General features: G+C 47.9%; 22 protein-coding genes. 16 read left to right on the forward strand and 6 right to left on the reverse strand.

Translation table 11 applies throughout. From position 1 onward, the window contains the following. From NQX30_06985 to ruvA, 10 genes are all read left to right on the forward strand, one after another. On the forward strand, positions 1-438 hold a 438-nt coding region (locus NQX30_06985), incomplete at its 5' end, for a (Fe-S)-binding protein (GenBank protein MDM5148105.1). Between the two features lie 2 nt (positions 439-440). Then, complete coding sequence (locus tag NQX30_06990) at positions 441-1,844, forward strand: lactate utilization protein (protein ID MDM5148106.1); 1,404 nt, start codon at positions 441-443, stop codon at positions 1,842-1,844. Next, positions 1,841-2,803 carry a glycerate dehydrogenase gene (locus tag NQX30_06995; GenBank protein ID MDM5148107.1) on the forward strand — a complete coding sequence of 321 codons (963 nt, stop codon included), beginning with the start codon at positions 1,841-1,843 and terminating at the stop codon, positions 2,801-2,803. Before NQX30_06990 ends, NQX30_06995 begins: the two co-directional genes overlap by 4 nt. Beyond that, positions 2,800-3,423 (forward strand): LUD domain-containing protein, encoded by a 624-nt coding sequence (locus NQX30_07000; protein MDM5148108.1) that lies wholly within the window; start codon positions 2,800-2,802, stop codon positions 3,421-3,423. Before NQX30_06995 ends, NQX30_07000 begins: the two co-directional genes overlap by 4 nt. A 24-nt stretch (positions 3,424-3,447) precedes the next feature. Then, the gene (locus NQX30_07005; protein MDM5148109.1) at positions 3,448-4,512 is read left to right on the forward strand and encodes an NADP(H)-dependent aldo-keto reductase; all 1,065 of its coding nucleotides are present in this window, start codon (positions 3,448-3,450) and stop codon (positions 4,510-4,512) included. A gap of 35 nt (positions 4,513-4,547) precedes the next feature. After that, positions 4,548-5,168 (forward strand): methyltransferase domain-containing protein, encoded by a 621-nt coding sequence (locus NQX30_07010; protein ID MDM5148110.1) that lies wholly within the window; start codon positions 4,548-4,550, stop codon positions 5,166-5,168. 6 nt (positions 5,169-5,174) lie between these two features. Beyond that, the gene (locus NQX30_07015; GenBank protein MDM5148111.1) at positions 5,175-6,518 is read left to right on the forward strand and encodes a 4Fe-4S dicluster domain-containing protein; all 1,344 of its coding nucleotides are present in this window, start codon (positions 5,175-5,177) and stop codon (positions 6,516-6,518) included. 55 nt (positions 6,519-6,573) lie between these two features. Beyond that, the gene (locus tag NQX30_07020) at positions 6,574-7,311 is read left to right on the forward strand and encodes a YebC/PmpR family DNA-binding transcriptional regulator (GenBank protein ID MDM5148112.1); all 738 of its coding nucleotides are present in this window, start codon (positions 6,574-6,576) and stop codon (positions 7,309-7,311) included. An 8-nt stretch (positions 7,312-7,319) separates the two neighbouring features. Then, a complete protein-coding gene (ruvC, locus tag NQX30_07025; GenBank protein MDM5148113.1) occupies positions 7,320-7,826 on the forward strand; it encodes a crossover junction endodeoxyribonuclease RuvC in 507 nt (168 codons plus the stop codon). Then, positions 7,823-8,413: a Holliday junction branch migration protein RuvA gene (ruvA, locus tag NQX30_07030; protein ID MDM5148114.1), complete on the forward strand. Its 591-nt coding sequence runs from the start codon at positions 7,823-7,825 to the stop codon at positions 8,411-8,413. The genes ruvC and ruvA overlap by 4 nt, the downstream gene beginning before the upstream one ends. Before the next feature lie 106 nt (positions 8,414-8,519). Here the strand turns inward: ruvA and NQX30_07035 are convergent, their stop codons facing one another. Together NQX30_07035 and orn are read right to left on the reverse strand one after the other, a co-directional pair. Further along, on the reverse strand, positions 8,520-9,038 hold the full coding sequence (locus tag NQX30_07035) for a TIGR02281 family clan AA aspartic protease (protein ID MDM5148115.1): 519 nt from the start codon (positions 9,036-9,038) through the stop codon (positions 8,520-8,522). After that, positions 9,035-9,643, reverse strand: coding sequence for an oligoribonuclease (gene orn, locus NQX30_07040; protein ID MDM5148116.1), 609 nt, complete (start codon positions 9,641-9,643; stop codon positions 9,035-9,037). Before orn ends, NQX30_07035 begins: the two co-directional genes overlap by 4 nt. Before the next feature lie 64 nt (positions 9,644-9,707). On the opposite strand from orn, the gene NQX30_07045 reads away from it, so the two are divergent. The 3 genes from NQX30_07045 to NQX30_07055 are packed head-to-tail and all read left to right on the forward strand — an operon-like array spanning position 9,708 to position 12,025. Continuing rightward, positions 9,708-10,664, forward strand: coding sequence for a homoserine kinase (locus NQX30_07045; protein MDM5148117.1), 957 nt, complete (start codon positions 9,708-9,710; stop codon positions 10,662-10,664). Beyond that, complete coding sequence (gene dcd / locus NQX30_07050; GenBank protein ID MDM5148118.1) at positions 10,661-11,224, forward strand: dCTP deaminase; 564 nt, start codon at positions 10,661-10,663, stop codon at positions 11,222-11,224. The genes NQX30_07045 and dcd overlap by 4 nt, the downstream gene beginning before the upstream one ends. After that, complete coding sequence (locus NQX30_07055) at positions 11,225-12,025, forward strand: undecaprenyl-diphosphate phosphatase (GenBank protein MDM5148119.1); 801 nt, start codon at positions 11,225-11,227, stop codon at positions 12,023-12,025. Positions 12,026-12,158: 133 nt separating this feature from the next. Here the strand turns inward: NQX30_07055 and NQX30_07060 are convergent, their stop codons facing one another. Further along, complete coding sequence (locus NQX30_07060) at positions 12,159-12,362, reverse strand: hypothetical protein (GenBank protein MDM5148120.1); 204 nt, start codon at positions 12,360-12,362, stop codon at positions 12,159-12,161. Between the two features lie 83 nt (positions 12,363-12,445). Between NQX30_07060 and rpmE the strand changes: the two genes are divergently transcribed. The 3 genes from rpmE (at position 12,446) to prfB (ending at position 15,565) form a co-directional block, all read left to right on the forward strand. Continuing rightward, positions 12,446-12,658 carry a 50S ribosomal protein L31 gene (rpmE, locus tag NQX30_07065; protein ID MDM5148121.1) on the forward strand — a complete coding sequence of 71 codons (213 nt, stop codon included), beginning with the start codon at positions 12,446-12,448 and terminating at the stop codon, positions 12,656-12,658. 18 nt (positions 12,659-12,676) lie between these two features. Next, positions 12,677-14,293: a hypothetical protein gene (locus tag NQX30_07070; protein ID MDM5148122.1), complete on the forward strand. Its 1,617-nt coding sequence runs from the start codon at positions 12,677-12,679 to the stop codon at positions 14,291-14,293. A gap of 170 nt (positions 14,294-14,463) precedes the next feature. Further along, positions 14,464-15,565, forward strand: a protein-coding gene (gene prfB / locus NQX30_07075; GenBank protein MDM5148123.1) for a peptide chain release factor 2 whose coding sequence is annotated in 2 segments (ribosomal slippage) — positions 14,464-14,538 and positions 14,540-15,565 — 1,101 coding nt in all. Because the reading frame shifts where the segments join, the coding sequence is not laid out codon by codon here. Positions 15,566-15,656: 91 nt separating this feature from the next. Here the strand turns inward: prfB and NQX30_07080 are convergent. Genes NQX30_07080 through eno form a run of 3 tightly spaced genes read right to left on the reverse strand, consistent with a single transcriptional unit; the run spans position 15,657 to position 18,413 of the window. Continuing rightward, positions 15,657-16,772 carry a DegT/DnrJ/EryC1/StrS family aminotransferase gene (locus NQX30_07080; protein MDM5148124.1) on the reverse strand — a complete coding sequence of 372 codons (1,116 nt, stop codon included), beginning with the start codon at positions 16,770-16,772 and terminating at the stop codon, positions 15,657-15,659. Positions 16,773-16,830: 58 nt separating this feature from the next. After that, positions 16,831-17,121, reverse strand: a complete 291-nt coding sequence (locus tag NQX30_07085) for a septum formation initiator family protein (GenBank protein ID MDM5148125.1) — start codon at positions 17,119-17,121, stop codon at positions 16,831-16,833. Beyond that, positions 17,118-18,413: a phosphopyruvate hydratase gene (eno, locus tag NQX30_07090; GenBank protein ID MDM5148126.1), complete on the reverse strand. Its 1,296-nt coding sequence runs from the start codon at positions 18,411-18,413 to the stop codon at positions 17,118-17,120. The genes NQX30_07085 and eno overlap by 4 nt, the downstream gene beginning before the upstream one ends. Positions 18,414-18,428: the final 15 nt, after the last annotated feature.

Here is an 18,428-nt window from a genome sequence, read left to right on the forward strand (position 1 = left end):
ATGTTTTCCGAAAATAATGAAAAAATGCGTGCTTTTGGAGAAAAATGCGTGGAGCTGAGCAATTTTTTGCATGAAATTGGGTTTGTGCCAGAACTGCGCACCACGCCACTCAAGGCCACCTATCACGATTGTTGTGCTGGTTTGCGCGAAATGGGGATTAAAACCGTGCCACGTGATTTTTTGCGCCGTGCCGGTGTGGAACTCGTAGAAATGTCTGATTGTGAAGAATGCTGCGGTTTTGGCGGTGCATTCGCAACTAAATTTGACGGAATTTCCACCGCTATGGCTGAACGCAAGTGCCGCCACATTGCAACTGTCGGTGTTGATACCGTGATTATGGGTGATTTGGGTTGTATCTTACACATTGGCGGACGCTTAGCGCGCGAAGGCAGCAATACTCGCGCATTACATTGGGCTGAAGCTTTAGTTAACGATTAGTTATGCACGACACGCCCATTCAATTTCATCGTCATATCAAGAAAGCACTAAAAGACGACAACTTGCGATCTAATTTGGCTTCTGTGCGCGATAAATTTACTAGTCATCGTGCCGCTAGTGTTGCTGCCTATAATGTTCAAGGCGATTTTGAATCCTTGCGCGAGCAAGGGCGACACATTCGCAATGAAAGCATTCGTGACATGCCACAGTTGCTACAACAGTTTGAACAAAATGCCGAAGCTGCCGGAGCTGTCGTATTGTGGGCCAAAGACATCGCTGGTGCTCAACGACTTATTACTGCTATTGCCAAACGGCATGAAGTTAAAATAGCAACGAAATCCAAAAGTATGGCGTCAGAAGAGGTGCAATTAAATACCGCTTTACAAGAAGCCGGTGTGGAAGCTGTGGAAACCGATTTGGGTGAATTTATTATCCAATTAGACAATGACACGCCGTCACACATTATTGCACCGGTCATGCATAAGCGGCGCGACGAAGTAGCGGCAATTTTTGATGGCAAAATCCCCTGTGATGGTGATGATATTGACGCGCTTACTCGTGCGGCTCGCGTTCATTTACGCAAAAAATTTATCACTGCCGATATGGGAATTAGTGGTGCTAATTTTCTCATTGCCGACACCGGCTCGGCGCTTATCGTCACCAACGAAGGCAATGGCCGAATGGTGACGACATTACCGCGAGTGCGTGTTACGCTTGCTGGTATTGATAAAATTATCCCACGTTGGAATGATTTGCCAGCCATGCTTAATTTGCTTACTCGCTCTGCTACTGGTCAGCATTTGACTAACTATGTCAGTATTACTACCGGTTGCCAACGAGAGGGAAGAGACGCCAAGAATGCCTACATTATTTTGCTAGATAACGGCCGCAGTGCATTGCGCCGAAGCGACTGCCGTGACATGCTGCGTTGCATTCGTTGTGGAGCTTGCATGAATCACTGTCCGGTTTATCACACTATCGGCGGTCATGCCTATGGCTCGGTTTATATGGGACCCATGGGACAGGTGCTCACGCCCTCGCTTGCGGGCTTGGAAAATACTCTGGATTTGCCACATGCTGCGACCATGTGTTCGGCTTGCGCAGTTGTTTGTCCAGTCAAAATACCGCTTCCCGATCTCATGCGGCGTTTGCGTGCTCGGCAAGTGGACAAAACTTTACGACCATTTAAAGAACGCTTTTTTATCAAATTATGGGCGTTTTGTGCTCGTCGCCCACGATTGTACGCGCTGGCCGCTGTCGTGTTGTGTCGCTTGTTGGCGATTGCTGGCGGCAGTAGTGGTTGGCTTCGCCGCCTGCCGTTGAGTAGCAATTGGTTTAACGGTCGCGACTTAGCTGCGCCAACAGGAAAAACTTTCAGGGCCATGCGCAAGGACTTAGGATTATGAAAAATATTGTTGTATTAGATGCTGCTACCATGCGCGGCGATTTGTTACGTCCGACTTTTTCCCATTGTTGGACATCTTACGAACTCACTCGTACGGAGGAAGAAGCTGTTGCTCGAACGAAAGATGCACATATTCTCATTACCAACAAAGTAAAAATAAGCGCTGATGTCATTGCCGCCGCCGGACAATTAGAGCTTATCGCTGTTGCCGCTACCGGTGTAGATATTGTGGATTTAGATGCTTGTCGAGCTCGTCGCGTGATGGTTTGTAATGTTCGCAATTATGCTACTCGTAGCGTGGCAGAACATGTACTGGCATTGATTTTCTCTCTTGCTCGTGGCGTTACCGAGCATCATTGCCGCACAATGGCTGGAGAATGGGTAGCCAGCAATGTATTCTCACCTAACATGGGTGCTATTTTTTCCGTAAAAAATATGCAATTGGGTATTGTTGGGGCAGGCACACTGGGGCGAGCAACAGCGGAACTTGCTGAAAGTGTGGGCATGCGGATAGTGTATGCATATCGTAATAGTAATGCCAACCAACGCGAAAAAAAAGACGGCTTGCAACGTCTATTGCTGCCGGAATTACTTGCCGAAAGCGATGTGGTGTCACTGCATTGTCCGCTCACACCACAGACGCATGGTTTGATTGGCGCAAAAGAATTGGCCCTGATGAAACCTACGGCGTTGTTAATTAATACCGCTCGAGGGGCGTTGGTTGAATCGCAAGCACTGGTGGACGCTTTAAACAGCGGTCAATTAGGTGGTGCTGGTATTGACGTGTTGAGTCAAGAACCGCCGTCAAATGAACCATTACTAAGCTGTCATCATCCACGGTTGCTTATCACGCCTCACGTTGGCTGGGCGAGCACAGAGGCACTGCGTACATTTCACCAACAACTAGCGGAAAATCTGGAATGCTTTCATGCCGGAAAACCACAACATGTGGTGACATGACGGCGCAATTCAAAGATGATCGCGATGCGGTGTTGGCAGAGCTAGCATCTGTCGTTGATGTCGTTATTACTCCAGTGTTGGAAGTCGCTGTCGTCGCCGCACCGGATAGGGAATCATTAATTTCGCAATTTATTGCCGCCGCCGAAGACAATGCTGCAATTGTGTCGCGAGCACAAAAAAAAACATTGCCAACAGTAGTGGCCGATTATTTGCGTGCTAGGCAATTGCCGCCGACCATTGTTTGCACAGATGATTGGATAAATATTGACTGGAAGGTGGCGGGAATTGACGCACAATACCGTGCGCCAGTTAGTGAAGATACTTGTGGTGTGAGCGGTGTTAAAGCCGCCGCCGCCGATAGTGGCGCCATGCTTGTCACCGGCAACACCCCGCACGAACTCACCGTTAGTTTACTGCCACCGTATCACATTGCTATTGTGAATGAAGCGGTTATTGTGCCGACGACAGCCGATGTGCTCGCACCACTGGCCGCTGCCCCACCGCACACAATCGCCCTGTTTTGCGGTCCTTCTCGCACGGCGGATATAGAACAAACCCTTACTATCGGCGCACACGGTCCCGTTGCTGTGCATGTGATTATAATCAGCGAGAATATTTAATTTATTTAAAAGAAAGACGCCGCTATGCAATATCGTAATTTGGGAAATACCAACACGCGCGTTAGTGTCATTTGTTTGGGCACCATGACTTATGGTGAGCAAAATACTGAAGCCGAGGCTCATGTGCAGTTGGATTATGCGTTGGATAATGGCGTGAATTTTATTGACACCGCTGAAATATACGCTGTGCCTATGCGCGAAGAAACATATGGACTTAGTGAGACTTATATAGGCAATTGGCTGGCTAAGCGCAAAAAGCGTGATGATGTTGTCATCGCTACCAAAGTTGCGGGACCGTTTGGTGCGCCTCAGCCCAACATGCCGCCGCCGATGCAGTGGATACGCGGCGGTCAGACACGGTTGGATGCCAAAAACATTAAGAACGCTTTGGATGATTCACTCCGACGTTTACAAACTGATTATGTGGATTTGTACCAACTACACTGGCCCGACCGCAACACTAACTACTTTGGCACACTAAATTATCGTCATAATGATGAAGAGCTAATGACGCCATTAAAGGAAACACTATCCGCTTTGCAAGCTGCCGTACAAGCAGGTAAGGTGCGTTACATAGGGTTGTCCAACGAAACACCATGGGGCGTGGCTGAATGTTTGCGTTTGGCACGCGAAGCGGGGCTGCCGCGGGTTGTGTCAGTGCAAAACCCCTACAACTTGCTTAATCGCACCTATGAAATTGGTATGGCTGAAATATCAGCACGCGAGCAATGCGGTTTGTTACCATATTCTCCACTGGCATTTGGTGTGCTGAGCGGCAAGTATTTGGATAGCCAGCGTCCTTCAGGCGCGCGTCTGACACTTTTCACGAATTACAACCGCTATATCAGCGACGTCGGTATTGCTGCTACCGAAGATCTCGTTGCGCTGGCTCGGCGCCATAACGTTGACGCTGCTCAAATGGCTATCGCTTTTACTATCCAGCAACCATTTGTCACTAGCTCTATTATCGGCGCTACTACATTGGCTCAACTCAAAAGTAATATTGCCGCCGCGGACTTAACTTTAGATGATGTATGGATGAAAGAGTTGAATGAACTGTGCGAAAAACATTGTAATCCATGCCCGTAAAAATTCATTACACATAAAAAACAAAAGATAAAAGGATGGCAAAAAAACGAACCGGATTTTTTAAAGGCGCTTACGAACTGGTCACGCCACAAGAAAATCGGCTGCATTATGACAATTGGGCGCAGACGTATGATGATGACATGGTTACCTACAGCTATGTTGCTCCCGAACGGGTGGCGGCGATGCTGGAACGTGAGATTAAGGGTGGTGACATTATTGACACTGGTTGCGGAGCGGGACTGTCCGGTCAAGCTCTGTGGCAACACGGTGATTACACGTTGGACGGTATTGATTTACCAACGGAGATACTGACACAAGCCAATGAAAAAGGCGCTTGTCGGCGGTTATGGTCGGCAAATTTACTGGCGAGGTTGGATATTGCCGATAATACTTACGACGGCAGTCTCAGTGTTGGTGTGTTTACTATCGGTCACATTGGTCCGGCAGGGCTTGCGGAATTTTTTCGCATAGTCAAGCCCGGTGGTATTATCGTGTTTACTGTTAATGAACTGGTTTATGAAAAAGAAGAGTATCCTACTAAGTTAAAAGAGTGGGAGGCGAGACAAAAAATAACCTTGTTAGAATCTAAAAAAGATGATTATGTTGTGGAATTAGGTGTCGGCGGTTTTCATCCTGCTATGCGAGTGATTGCATAATTAATATTGAATACCATCAATAACGCTGATAATATTTTAGAATTGCCGCTGCCGCCGCTGTTGGCGGTGCCATTGCCGACGAACCGCCCGCGGTTGGAAATTGAAATTGGCGATGTTGTATGTGCCGGCCAGACAATAGCCGTAAGTGATGCTGGTGCCGATGTGTTGTCGCCGGTCACTGGGATTGTCGGCGTGCCGGTTATTCGTCGGCTGGCGTCGCCGATTCATGAAACCGCGTTGTGTCTGCCGCTAACAACAGAAAACGTGAGGAAGTTGCCGCCGGCTGTCGTTGTTTTGTCTCCAGACATTCAAGTGACATTAAAAAAGGCTGGCGTTGTCGGGCTTGGAGGTGGTGCCTTTCCAGCGTGGCGTAAATATCGTCCGCAAATCAAACAGCTTATTATTAACGCGGTGGAAAGTGATACCCACATCTGCTGTGACCGAGCGTTGCTTGCTGTCCACCGGCAAACGCTGGCTGTCACTGTTGCCCGCATTGCTTACGCGTTGAGTGTGCCCGCTGCTATTATCGCACTGCGCCACGATGCGCCTGACATTTCTCCAGTGGAGGGAGTTAATATTTGCCGCATTCCTACAGGATATGCGCTGGGAAATGAACGATTGCTTGTGCGTCATTTGCTGGACACAGTTATTCCATCTCATGAAACACTCGCTGATCACGGTATTATGTGTTTTAACATTGGCACCGCATTAGCGATAGACGATGCACTTACAAACAGTAAGCCGATGCTTGGGCGAGTGCTAACGGTACGTCGTCCTGATGGTGATGTAATTAATTTGCGCGTTCCTTTTGGTGTTTCCATCAGAGATGTGGCGACTTTTGCCAATGTGCGTACAGCAATGGCGCATATCGGCGGGCGGGATGCCCGTGCTGCGATGCCTGCTGACGCTGTAATTCACGCGAAGACTAACATAATAAATTTCTGCCAGACTGCACAAGATACACCGCTGCCTTGTATTCGCTGTGGTGATTGTTTGCCGGTATGCCCAGAAAATTTATCACCGTTGCATTTATATGCCGACTGGCGAGACGGCGATTTCGCCCGCATGGAAAAACGACAGCTGGACGCTTGTCTGCTCTGTCGTCGTTGTGATGACGTGTGTCCGAGTAACATCTCACTGACAAATGCATTTGCTACCGCACAGCATCATGTTGCTGTTGCACGAGAAAAAAATGTGCAAACCAAACAGTGGCAAACGCGTTACGAACGTCATCAACAGCGTTTGGACGTTCCTCGCCAGTTTGCTGGCGTGAACGCTGCTGCCCGTGCTGCCCAAGCCATGAACCGTGTTGCCAAGGCAAAACGCGCCACCGCCACAACGCATAAATAGTGATATCAAAATCATGGCGCGATGATTAAGTTAAAATGTCACAAAGGAGCAAGGTATGGCGGGACATAGTAAATGGGCAAATATTAAGCATCGCAAAGAGCGTATGGATTCTAAACGGGGAAAAACATTTTCTCGTCTTGTCAAAGAAACTACCATCGCTGCAAAAGTGGGCGGCCCTGACCCGGGGTGCAATCCGCGGTTGCGTTTGGCATTGGAAAAAGCACGCGAAGCTAATGTCCCCAACGACAATTTGGAGCGTGCTATCAAACGCGGCAGTGGACAATTAGAAGGTGTGGATTATATGGAAGTGCGTTATGAAGGTTATGGTCCCGGTGGCGCGGCTGTTATCGTGGACTGTCTCACTGATAATAAAAATCGCTCGTTGTCCGAGGTGCGTTTTACCTTTAATAAAAATGGGGGGAATTTGGGTACTGATGGTTCAGTGAGTTATTTATTTACTCGCTGTGGACAGTTGCTTTTTACTTCCGTTGAGGATGAAGTTGCGTTGATGGAAGTGGCGGTAGAAAACGGTGCCGAAGACCTGCAAACTGATGACAATGGTGATGTGGAAATTACTTGTGCGGCGACGGATTTTCCCACCTTGTTGGACGCCGTGCGTAATGCTAACTTTAAGCCGGAGTTTGCCGAAGTCGTTATGAGCCCTTCTATGGAAGTATCATTAGACGACGACGACAGCGCTAAAATGCGCCGCTTGCTCAATGCGTTAGAAGATTTGGACGATACTCAGCAAGTGTATACCAGCGCCGCGCTTAGTGAGGAAAACGTATCTTAGTGTTGGGCGTGGATCCCGGTCTCGCCAACACTGGTTGGGGAATCATTGACAGTGATGGTAGACATTCACGCCATTTATCCAGTGGCATTATCCACACCAGCCCATCGGCAGCGCATGTGATGCGGTTGGGTGACATTCGTAATGAATTAAAAGAAGTAATTCAGCAATGGAGCCCAAAAATTGCTTGTATTGAACGAGTGTTTGTTAACAAAAATGCTAAAAGTTCTATGGTGTTGGGGGAAGCACGTGGCGTCGCTATAGGAGTGTTATTGGAATGCGATTTGGAAGTGACAGAAATTTCTGCCCTACAGATTAAGAAATCAGTAACCGGCATGGGGCGAGCCAACAAGAAGCAAGTAAGTGAGATGGTAATGCGCCTACTGGCATTGCCAGTGCCAGCACCTGCCGATGCTGCCGATGCGCTGGCTTGTGCGTTGGCGCTCATGCCGCTCGCACGCCTACAAAACACACGTCTGCCGGCAATTCGCAGTCGTCGGCGACGGACACGGCGATGATTGTTTTTTTGCGAGGTAAGCTGGCTGCAAAATCAACGACAGCGGCGGTTATTGATTGCAGTGGTGTCGGTTATGAAGCATTGGCGCCATTGACGACCATTGAAAAATTGCCAGCTGTTGGCGAACAGGTTTTTTTACATATTGATATGGTGGTGCGCGAAGACTCACAAACTTTGTATGGCTTTTCCAATGAAAACGAACGTGAGATTTTTCGTCGCTTAATTAAAGTTAGCGGTGTGGGAGCTAAAACGGCACTGGCTTTGATGAGCGCACTGTCTCTTGACGAATTGTTGTCGGCATTGGCTAATAGCGAAGCTGACCGATTAGCACGAGCACCGGGTATCGGAAAAAAGACTGCTGAACGTATTATTGTGGATTTTCGCGGTAGCCCGCTTTTAGAGATGCCAACAAGTGGTGAGCCTGCCGGTGGTGCTCGTGATGTTGAGCAAGCACTAGCTGGTTTGGGATACAAGAAAGCAGAAATTACACGCGCACTGGGTGCATTGCCGACAGATATTGGCACGGATACTACCGCCCGTTTGCGCGCCGCATTGCAGGTATTATCTGGAAAAAATAATTTTCCTTGACATACAAAATTGTTTGTTGATGCGTTTAATTTATTGAAATTTTAATAAAAAATAGAGGTGAAGCTAAAGACACAAACGCTGAAAAATAACGATTTTTGAAGTAACGTTACAACGTTGCGGTTTCGGGCTTTTTTAAAATAAGTGCACCATCACGCTGGATAATATCCAAATCACCCAGTGCGTTCATTCCCAGTAACACCATGTTATCGCCGCTAGGAATGATAACGCCACGCATATCTGAAAACTGTAACTGTCCGACATTAATGCGGCGAATGCGAGTGTTGTGCGCATTAGCCGGGCCGGCTGCCGTCTGTACGCCTACGATAGTGCCCGGGTTGAGGCCGGCGCGGGCAGCAATAGATTTAGGAACAGCGATTTGCGTTGCTCCAGTATCTAACAAAAAAGTCACTTGAAGCCCATTCAAATAGCCTTCGGCTAAATAGTGTCCCAAGTTATTGGCATGCAATACTAACTCACCGGATTGTTTGGATAGTACGGTGATACGGTTGGGATTGGCGCGTTCGTTGAGGTAACCGTTAAACAACATTGTCAACAGCAGTAGAGCAACTGACCAGCCAAGGACAATCATTAACCAACCGCCAGAAGGGCGCTCTTCGTTGTTCATTCGTTGTGAGCAGAGGCATTACCGCGAGAGGAAGGCGCATTGTCACAAATAAGAAAATTGTCTACATAGTGCCGCATTTCAGTGATTGATGCCAAAATGTCATCTAACGCATGGTGTAATGACGGCGATTTTTTTCTGCCTAGTAGACTTGGAGCAAATAGTCCGGCGGCGATTTTGAAAGAACTAACGTCAAAATTGCGGTAATGAAAAAAGCGTTCTACTTTGGGCATGTTGCGTGCCAAAAAACGTCTGTCTTGACAAATACTGTTGCCGCACATGGGTGATTGTCCTGGCTTGACATGTTCTTTCAAAAATTTCAATATTTCTTTTTCAACAACGACCTCATTTTTTTTGGAGTGACGGCAACGCAAAACCAACCCTGATTCTGTGTGCGTGCGTTTGTTCCAAGCATCCATGTTGTTGAGCACTGCTTCAGATTGATGAACCACCCACACCGGAGCCTGTGCGAGCACTTTTAAATTGCCATCGGTAATAATAAATGCGGCTTCTAATATTTTGTCGCTGTCGGGATCTAACCCTGACATTTCCAAATCTGTCCAAATAAAGCGAGCATCTTCACGGGAAATATATTTTGTTGTTGTCATTTTGGAAATTATAATTCAATGCTTGCTCTATTTTAATTTACGATGTTAAACAAACAAGGAACAAATGGCAGTTTTTACTTCTGTACCGATTAGTGAAGTAGCGGTGTGGGCGCGGCGGCATTTCGATTTGTCGTCCGTTGAAACGCTATCGCCCATCGCCGAAGGTATTGAAAACACCAATTATTTTATGGAAACCAGTAATCAACGTTTTGTCTTTACTATTTTTGAGGTGTGGGATACGACTTTGGTCGCTTATTATTCAGCTTTTGTGCGCCATCTGGCAGCTGCCGGTGTTCCGGTACCGGCACCGCTGACACCGAGTGATGATGCTGGATTGTGTTGGGAAGACAAGCCTTGCCTGATAACGCCTTTTGTGGAGGGAGATTGGATTGCCAATCCCAGCGTAGCGGATTGTCATCGTATGGGCGTGGTAGTTGCTAAATTGCATGCGGCAGCAGCCGGTTTTGGCCCGTCGGTGACTAATCCACGAGGAGCAGATTGGCGGCGGAAAATTGCACCGCTGGTACGCGATAAATTATCCTCGGACAAACAGGCTTTGCTGGATGAGGCTTTGGCATGTGATGCTCGTTTTTCACAGTTGCCATTGCCATCGGGAGCTTGTCATTGCGATTTGTTTCGTAATAATGTACTTTGGCGAAGCGGGGCTATTGTTGGCGTAATAGATTTTTATTTTGGAGGTTGTGATTCACTGATTTTTGATTTGGCAGTGTGCATTTGCGATTGGTGCGCTAATCCTAAAACTGGTGTATTTGATGAAGAAAAATTTTCCGCACTGTTGGCAGGATATGAAGAAAACAGAGTGTTGTGTGCACTAGAAAAAGTGAGTTTCAATGAGGCGTTGGCGTTAGCAGCGTTGCGTTTTTGGATGTCGCGTCTGTACGATTGGCATTTTCCACGTCATGCACAGTGTCTGACACCGCACGACCCTGAGCACTTTGAACGGGTGCTGTTACAAGCGCAGCGGCAATACCCCCCATATCCCAAACGGAAAACAGGATGAGCGTTAAATCGGATCGTTGGATACGCCGCATGGCAGAAGCTGGCATGATTGCGCCCTTTGTTCCCGAACAGGTACGCCAAGTTAACGGCGAACGGGCGATTTCTTTCGGTGTGTCCAGCTATGGTTATGATGTGCGTTGTGCACCTGAATTTAAAGTATTTACCAATCTTAACAGCGTGATTGTAGACCCAAAAAATTTTGACTCTAGTTCTTTTGTCGATGTTGCCGGTGATTCTTGCATTATCCCGCCCAATTCTTTTGCGCTGTCGCGTACTGTAGAATATTTTCGTATTCCGCGCGACGTGCTGACAATTTGTCTAGGTAAGTCCACTTATGCGCGCTGTGGCATTATTGTCAATGTGACGCCACTTGAACCAGAGTGGGAAGGGCATGTTACTTTGGAATTTTCTAATACGACGCCGCTGCCAGCTAAAATTTACGCCAATGAGGGAGTAGCACAAGTTTTGTTTTTGCAGTCCGATGAGTCGTGTGAAAGCTCCTACAAAGATCGTGATGGCAAATATCAAGGACAAACGGGGATTGTCCCGCCGCGCTCTTGAATGGGGGATGCCGCCCACTGGGTTAATATTATTATTCTCGGCATCGTTGAAGGTGTTACCGAATTTTTGCCAGTTTCTAGTACCGGTCATCTGATTATTACAGCTCACTGGTTGGGTGAAAATTCTGCTGGTGGAAAACTATTTGAAGTGGTAATTCAACTGGGCGCAATTGTTGCTGTATGTTACGAATTTCGTGCCCGCTTGTTACAGATGGCACGTGACTGGCGTGGTGAGGCGACGCGGCGTATGGCGGTTAACCTCACATTGGCATTTTTGCCTGCCGCAATACTGGGGTTGCTGTTGTATGACACGATTAAACTTTATTTGTTTTCACCGGTGACGGTGGCGTTGGCGCTGATTGTCGGCGGTGTGGTAATTATATGGGCGGAACGCCGACCGCGTGCGTCGCGTATCATGCAAATGGAAGAGTTACGTCCTCGCGATGCACTCGTTGTTGGGCTGTGTCAAACCTTGTCTTTATTTCCGGGCGTGTCACGGGCGGGAGCGACGATTATTGGTGCCATGCTGTGGGGAGTGGAGCGACGAACGGCAACAGAATTTTCTTTCTTTTTGGCGTTACCGGTTATGTTTGCCGCTAGCGGTTATGACTTGTGGAAAAGCCGTGATTTGTTAAATTGGCAACTGGCGGGTGACATTGCGTTGGGCTTTGTTGTGTCGTTTGTATCGGCATTACTGGTTATTCGTGTATTGCTACGTTATGTTTCGCGTCACAATTTCACACCTTTTGGCTGGTACCGTATTATTTTTGGATTGCTGGTATTGGCGGTATTTGCCAGCTGATTTGAGAAAATTTATGGATGGTAACCGCCTCAAATGAGGAGAGTTTTTTTACAAAAAACTAGACGCAAATAATTGATAAATTCACTGAGGGATTTTGTGTTTTTTATGTTGTTTAGGAACTCGTTTATTGCATTCAAAGGCGAGTACACAGCGTGGTTAGACGTTTGTTGAGTTCTATCAACGCGGACGGGAATTTTTGCCAATCGGGTTCTTCCCTCTTGGCTTCGGCGACAAGTGTAGTCATGCTATTGATGGAGTCGGCCAGACGGTTCATTGCGTCTGCCAGCTCACGAATGTCGGCGGTTTGTAATCCTGCTATTGTTGGTTCTTTTTCCATGCAATTATTATAAGCGAGCATCTATTTTTTGCGGATGATAGTATAATTTGCTTTTTCCCTGAAGACGCGCAAGCGGCAATGCCATGAAAAAAGACATTCATCCCGATTATCACTACATCCCTGCAACCTGTTCTTGCGGCAACACGCTGCAAGTTGGTACTACTTGCAGCCAAGAGCATTTGCAATTAGATATTTGTTCCAATTGTCATCCCTTTTACACAGGGAAGCAAAAGCTAGTTGATACTTCTGGGCGCGTGGAGCAGTTTCGTCGCCGCTTCGGCGCCAAAACCAACTAACTTTTTCGCGCCCAACCCATGGGCGGTACCGTAAGTATCTTTGGCGCAACACCCGCCGCCGGTTTTTTTTCTGGGCGACAACAGGAGCCGCTCCCTATTTCATCGCGTAAGTCAATGCTATACGCTATTCTCTGTCTGTTGTGGATTGGTTTTGGTTTAATTGGGCGCGATCCATGGAAGCCGGTAGAAATAGATTTTGTCGTAATCATAGCTGAGTTTATCGGCGCATTACCTAATCTGCCTGATGAGGCGAGTCCACGAGAAATTGTGTCGTTGTATCTGTTGCTTGCTGCTACTATGGGGTGGGCGTTTTTTCCGCTACTGGAAATTCATGAAGGTGCTCGGCTTATTAACGTCTTGATGCTGGCTGGCGGGCTTGTTTGTATCGGTTTTGCCACTCGTACTTGTCATGGTGGTCGTGCTGGCTGGATGGCGGCATTGTTAGCTATGGGTACAGCGGGTTTTATGATTCGCGCTCATTTGCTAAACACAGCTGTACCGGCTTTTTTTGGTATGGCGGTACTGGTGTGGGCGATGACGCGGTTGCGGCGGCACGCATTGGTCGGAGGTATGATGGTGGGTTTAGCTTTGGGTTTTTTGTTTGTCGCCGCTTCTCCTACGGTGGCGGTGGCAGGAGCAGTCGGAAGTGGACTTACGTTGTGCCACCATAATTGGAGGCGACCGTCACATGTTATTGGATTGGCGATTGTGCCAGTTTTTTTTGCGCCATGGGTGTTGTTATGGGTGCCTACCGCATCAATGTTAAGCGTAACCACACCGTTTTATGAATGGTTGCTGGCTGGCTTTACGCCGCGTTTTAGTTCTGCCGTATCTCTGTTGCGTGTGGCGGCATGGGCACTATTTCCAGTATTACCGGCGGCATTGGCAGTGTTGTGGTTACGCCGCCATACTTTGCCTAAGGAACCGATGCCATTTTTTTGTCTGACTTTGGCGGTGGCGGGATTTGTACATTTTGGACTGTATGGTGATGGAGAAGAAGATTTGTTTTTACTGTTGCCACCGTTGGCGGTGTTTGCCGCCTGTGGACTAAGTCGGCTGCCAGATAATTATGCGGTCATTTTAGATCGATTTGCCTTGGGTGTTGTTGGTCTAGGTGCGGTAGGCGGTATGTGGATAATTTGGCTGATTGTGCAAACTGGTTTTCCTGCAGCATTGGCCGATAGTATCCGAGAAAAAATTGCTTTTTTTCCTTTTCCTGCCGTAGCTTGGTGGAAGGTTGTGGTGGCTGCATGTATCACTCTGTTGTGGGTAGGGTTAGCGGCTAATTTTGATCGTTCTAACGAGCGGGCAGTGCTTAACTGGAGTGCGGGAATTACCGCTTTGTGGAGCGTTTTTAATTTACTGGCGGTAGACATCGTAGACGCTGGTAAATCATATCGTCGCATGGCGGTAGCGGTGACGAGTGGAACACAATCCAATTGCTTTACTGCACAGGGGATAGACGCTTCTACGTTGGGGCAGCTGGTATATTTTGGTGCCCCATTACGCACAACTGGCTGTGATTATGTATTACAACCAACTGCGTTGCCGTCAATCGGCACTGCCGTTTGGCGTGGCGGACGCTATAGTGAAAAAAATTACACACTGTATCTGCCGGCAACGCAGACACCATAAGTAGGATGATTTAAATGAGTGTGGGCGATAAAGAAATAAAAAGTCAGAAAATAAACACAAAAAACTTTATCCACGGCATCATTGTTACCTTATCCTTTTAAATTATCGTGGATTGAATGTGGGTGGAGGTAATCACTGATATACAATAGGGCTTTCTCATTTTATCCGTTATGATAGACACCACCGATATTCGTATTAGCCTTGATAACAGCAGGAAACTGTTGCTTGAAATCAGGGGGTTTCTTTAACGTTGATGGCAAGGCTTGCCGCGTCGCCGATATAGACGCGCAATTACAACAGCCGGAGGTGTGGCGTGATCAAGAGGCTATGGCTGCCTTGCAGCGCGAGCGATCGCGACTCACCGATGATGTTCGTATTGTTAATGAGTTGTCTGGTCGTGTCGACGAGGCGGTTGATTTTCTGACTCTGGCTACAGAAGAAAACGATGAAGGTTTGCTTGCTGAGACGGCGGCGGAAGTAATGTCGTTACAAGATTTGGTGCGTGATTTAAATATACGAAGGTTGTTTGATGGCGCGCATGACAGCGGTGATAGTTTTTTGACGGTGCAGGCCGGTTCCGGCGGTACCGAAGCTCAGGATTGGGCCGCAATGCTGTTGCGGATGTATTTACATTACGCGGAGGGGAAATCTTTTCAAGTAGAGATGTTGGAAGAATCCAAGGGCGAGGTTGCTGGTGTTAAGAGCGCTTCAATAAAAATATCAGGTGCCTATGCTTACGGTTATTTGCGTACGGAAACTGGTATTCACCGGCTAGTGCGCAAGTCACCTTTTGATGCCAATAACCGGCGTCATACTTCATTTGCCAGCGTCTTTGTGTTTCCCGTGGTAGACCAAAACATTGAAATTGATATTAATCCTGCTGATTTGCGAGTGGATACTTATCGTTCCAGTGGTGCCGGCGGGCAACACGTTAACACTACCGATTCGGCAGTACGCATTACACACCAACCATCGGGGATTGTGGTGCAATGCCAGAATGATCGCTCACAGCACAAAAATCGCGCTTCAGCTATGTCTATGTTGCGTGCCCGGTTGTATCAACATGAACTATCTATTAACAACGCCGAAAAAAATAAAATAGAGGAAAACAAAGACGAAATTACATGGGGGCGGCAAATTCGTTCTTATGTGCTGGACCAGTCGCGTATTAAAGATTTACGTACGGGGCATGAATCTGGTAATACTCGCGCTGTGTTGGATGGCGCGTTGGATGATTTTATTCGTGCTAGCTTGTTGGCGCAGGTGTCATAGTTTTATAAAATTGGGAAAAGCAGTTCAGTTTTTTCTGAATTAATTAATATTGACTGTAGTCCAGTTATTTATAAAACGAAAAAACCTAATTTTATTTGCTGCGAAACGCGTTGACAGCAGTAATAACCGCATCTGTCGCCGCATCAGACATGACTGGTGATATTGGCAGGCTCAAAACTTCGTTTGCTAACTGTTCGGTAAGTGGTAGCTGAAAAGCCGCTAACGGAGAGTCGGCGTAGGCACGTTGTTGGTGCGGAGGAATTGGATAATGCACGAGAGTGCCGACTCCAGCGTTGCGCAAATGCGCTGCCAATTCGCCACGCCAACGGCAACGCACAACAAATAAATGCCACACATGAGATAGTTCATCTGCTGGCATTTCTGGTATTTGCACCAGCGGATTGTTAATGCCAATCGCATATCGTCTAGCGATGGCTCGACGCCGTGCATTGTCGCTATCAAGCAACGGCAATTTAACTCGCAGTAGTGCGGCCTGTAATTCATCCAACCGCGAATTAACACCGATATAATAATTTTTATATTTTTGTGTAGAACCGTAATTGCGTAACGTGTGTACAGTGTCTGCTATTTCATCATCTTCGGTAATGAGGGCGCCGCCGTCGCCCAGCGCACCTAAATTTTTTCCCGGATAAAAACTGAATGCGGCAGCAGTGCTTTGCCCACCTAAGGATTGACCGCTAATTTTGGCTCCATGCGCTTGGGCAGCATCTTCAAATAGCAGTAAGCCATGCTCGTCCGCTATTGTGCGCAACGCTCCCATCGGTGCGGCGAGTCCATATAAATGCACTACGATAATGGCACGAGTTCGTGAGGTGATTGCTGCAATAGTATTTTGTGGACACAAATTGTGTGTGTTTGCGTCCGGTTCAACAGGGCGCGGTACTAGCCCTGTGCTGCTGGCTGCTAGTATCGTGGCAATGTAGGTGTTAGCGGGGACAACGATTTCATCTCCCGGCTGCAAGCGTCCTTGTAAGATGGTGGCGCGCAACATTAAAGTCAGCGCATCCAGCCCTGAAGCGACGCCCACACAATGTCGTGCACCGCAATAATTGGCAAATTCGCGCTCAAAGGCGGTAACTTCTTCGCCTAAAACATACCAGCCGGAAGTGATAACTCGAGACGCCGCGGCAGACAGTTCTTTATGTTGCCGTTCGTTAATGGCCTTCAAATCAAGAAATGGCTGCATTTGTAATTACTTTCTGTAAGTCAGAAAAAAGATAGTCAGTGTGGCAGTAGTGTATTTTTTATTCTTTTGCGGGCACAATAAAAATTTCTCCTGGTTTTACCATCAGCAACCGGTTACGAGCAATTTCTTCCATGCGTTGCGGATTTTTTTTTGTTTCATTCACGAGTACGCCAAGTTCCCGATTGCTGATTTTCATACGGGTGCTTTTGTTTTCATAAGTGCGAACTTCTGCTTGCATTGTTTTTACCCGACTCCAACCGTCATTAGGGTCATAGTAAGCGGAATACCACAGCCAGCTCCCCAATAAAACAAAGCCAATTGCTGCCGCATAGCATAATCGTTGGTTCATGGTTGCCGTGCCAATGTTGCTACGCCACGATAAGGCGCAGTGACGGTTAACTCGTCGGCAATGCGCAGTAGGCGGTTATATTTGGCGACACGTTCGCCGCGGCACGGTGCACCGGTTTTAATTTGTCCGGCATCATAAGCTACCGCCATATCGGCAATTTCGGAAAATTCCGTTTCACCGGAACGGTGCGATAAAACTACTCCATATCCTGCTTGTTGCGCCAGTCGTACCGCCTGTTGCGTTTCAGTTACCGTGCCTGCCTGATTGGGTTTAGCCAGCAGAGCAGTGCCTATTTGTTGGTCAATGCCTCGTTGTAGCAAAGCGCAATTGGTAACAAACAAATCGTCTCCTACTAACTGTAGTTTGTCGGCGAGTCGCTCGCTTAATATTTTCCAACCGTCCCAGTCGTCTTCGGCGCAGGCGTCTTCTATGCTGACAATCGGATACGTGTTGGCCCACCTTGCTAGCAATTCCACTAGCATGGCGGCGTCGCCGCGAAAGTTTTCTGTTTTTAGAACATAAACGCCGTCACGATAAAACTCGCTGGCAGCACAGTCCATAGCAATGGCAATGTCGCATCCCGGTGTGTATCCGGCACGGGTGATTGCTTCTGTCAACAAATCTAGCGCTTCTGTCGTGCCGCCACGCAAATTGGGAGCAAAACCGCCTTCGTCGCCGACGGCAGTGGTGTCACCACGAGAGAGTAGGAGGCGGCGTAGTACGTGAAAGACTTCCGTGCCGGCAAACAGGGCAGATGCAAAGTCGTTAAACCCTAGGGGCATAATCATGAACTCTTGAATATCCAGATTATTAGCGGCATGGGCGCCGCCGTTGAGAATATTCATCATTGGCACTGGCATAGTGTTACCACCGCCTAAATGGACGTGCAACGGTACGCCTGCGTGAATTGCAGCCGCTTTAGCGGTCGCCAGAGAAACCGCTAGCAGTGCATTAGCACCTAATCGCGATTTGTCTTTACTGCCGTCCAAGGAAATTAATGTAGCATCAATGTCTCCCTGCTGCGAGGCATCGGCACCGATAATTGCGGCGGCAATGTCATTATTAATGTGTGAGACGGCGCGACGTACGCCTTTTCCGGCTAAACGTTTGTCGCCATCACGTAGTTCTACCGCTTCGCGTGTTCCTGTTGACGCTCCGGATGGCGCCGCAGCAATGGCAGTAGCACCGCCGGTTAGGTGTATCTCGGCTTCTACCGTGGGATTTCCCCGTGAGTCCAAAATTTCGCGCCCTCGCAGTGAGGAAATAACCGCTCCGTCTTGACCATTTGTCATTGAGTAATTTTTCCT

The organism is Candidatus Persebacteraceae bacterium Df01 (assembly GCA_030386295.1).
Lineage (GTDB): Bacteria > Pseudomonadota > Gammaproteobacteria > Tethybacterales > Persebacteraceae > Doriopsillibacter > Doriopsillibacter californiensis.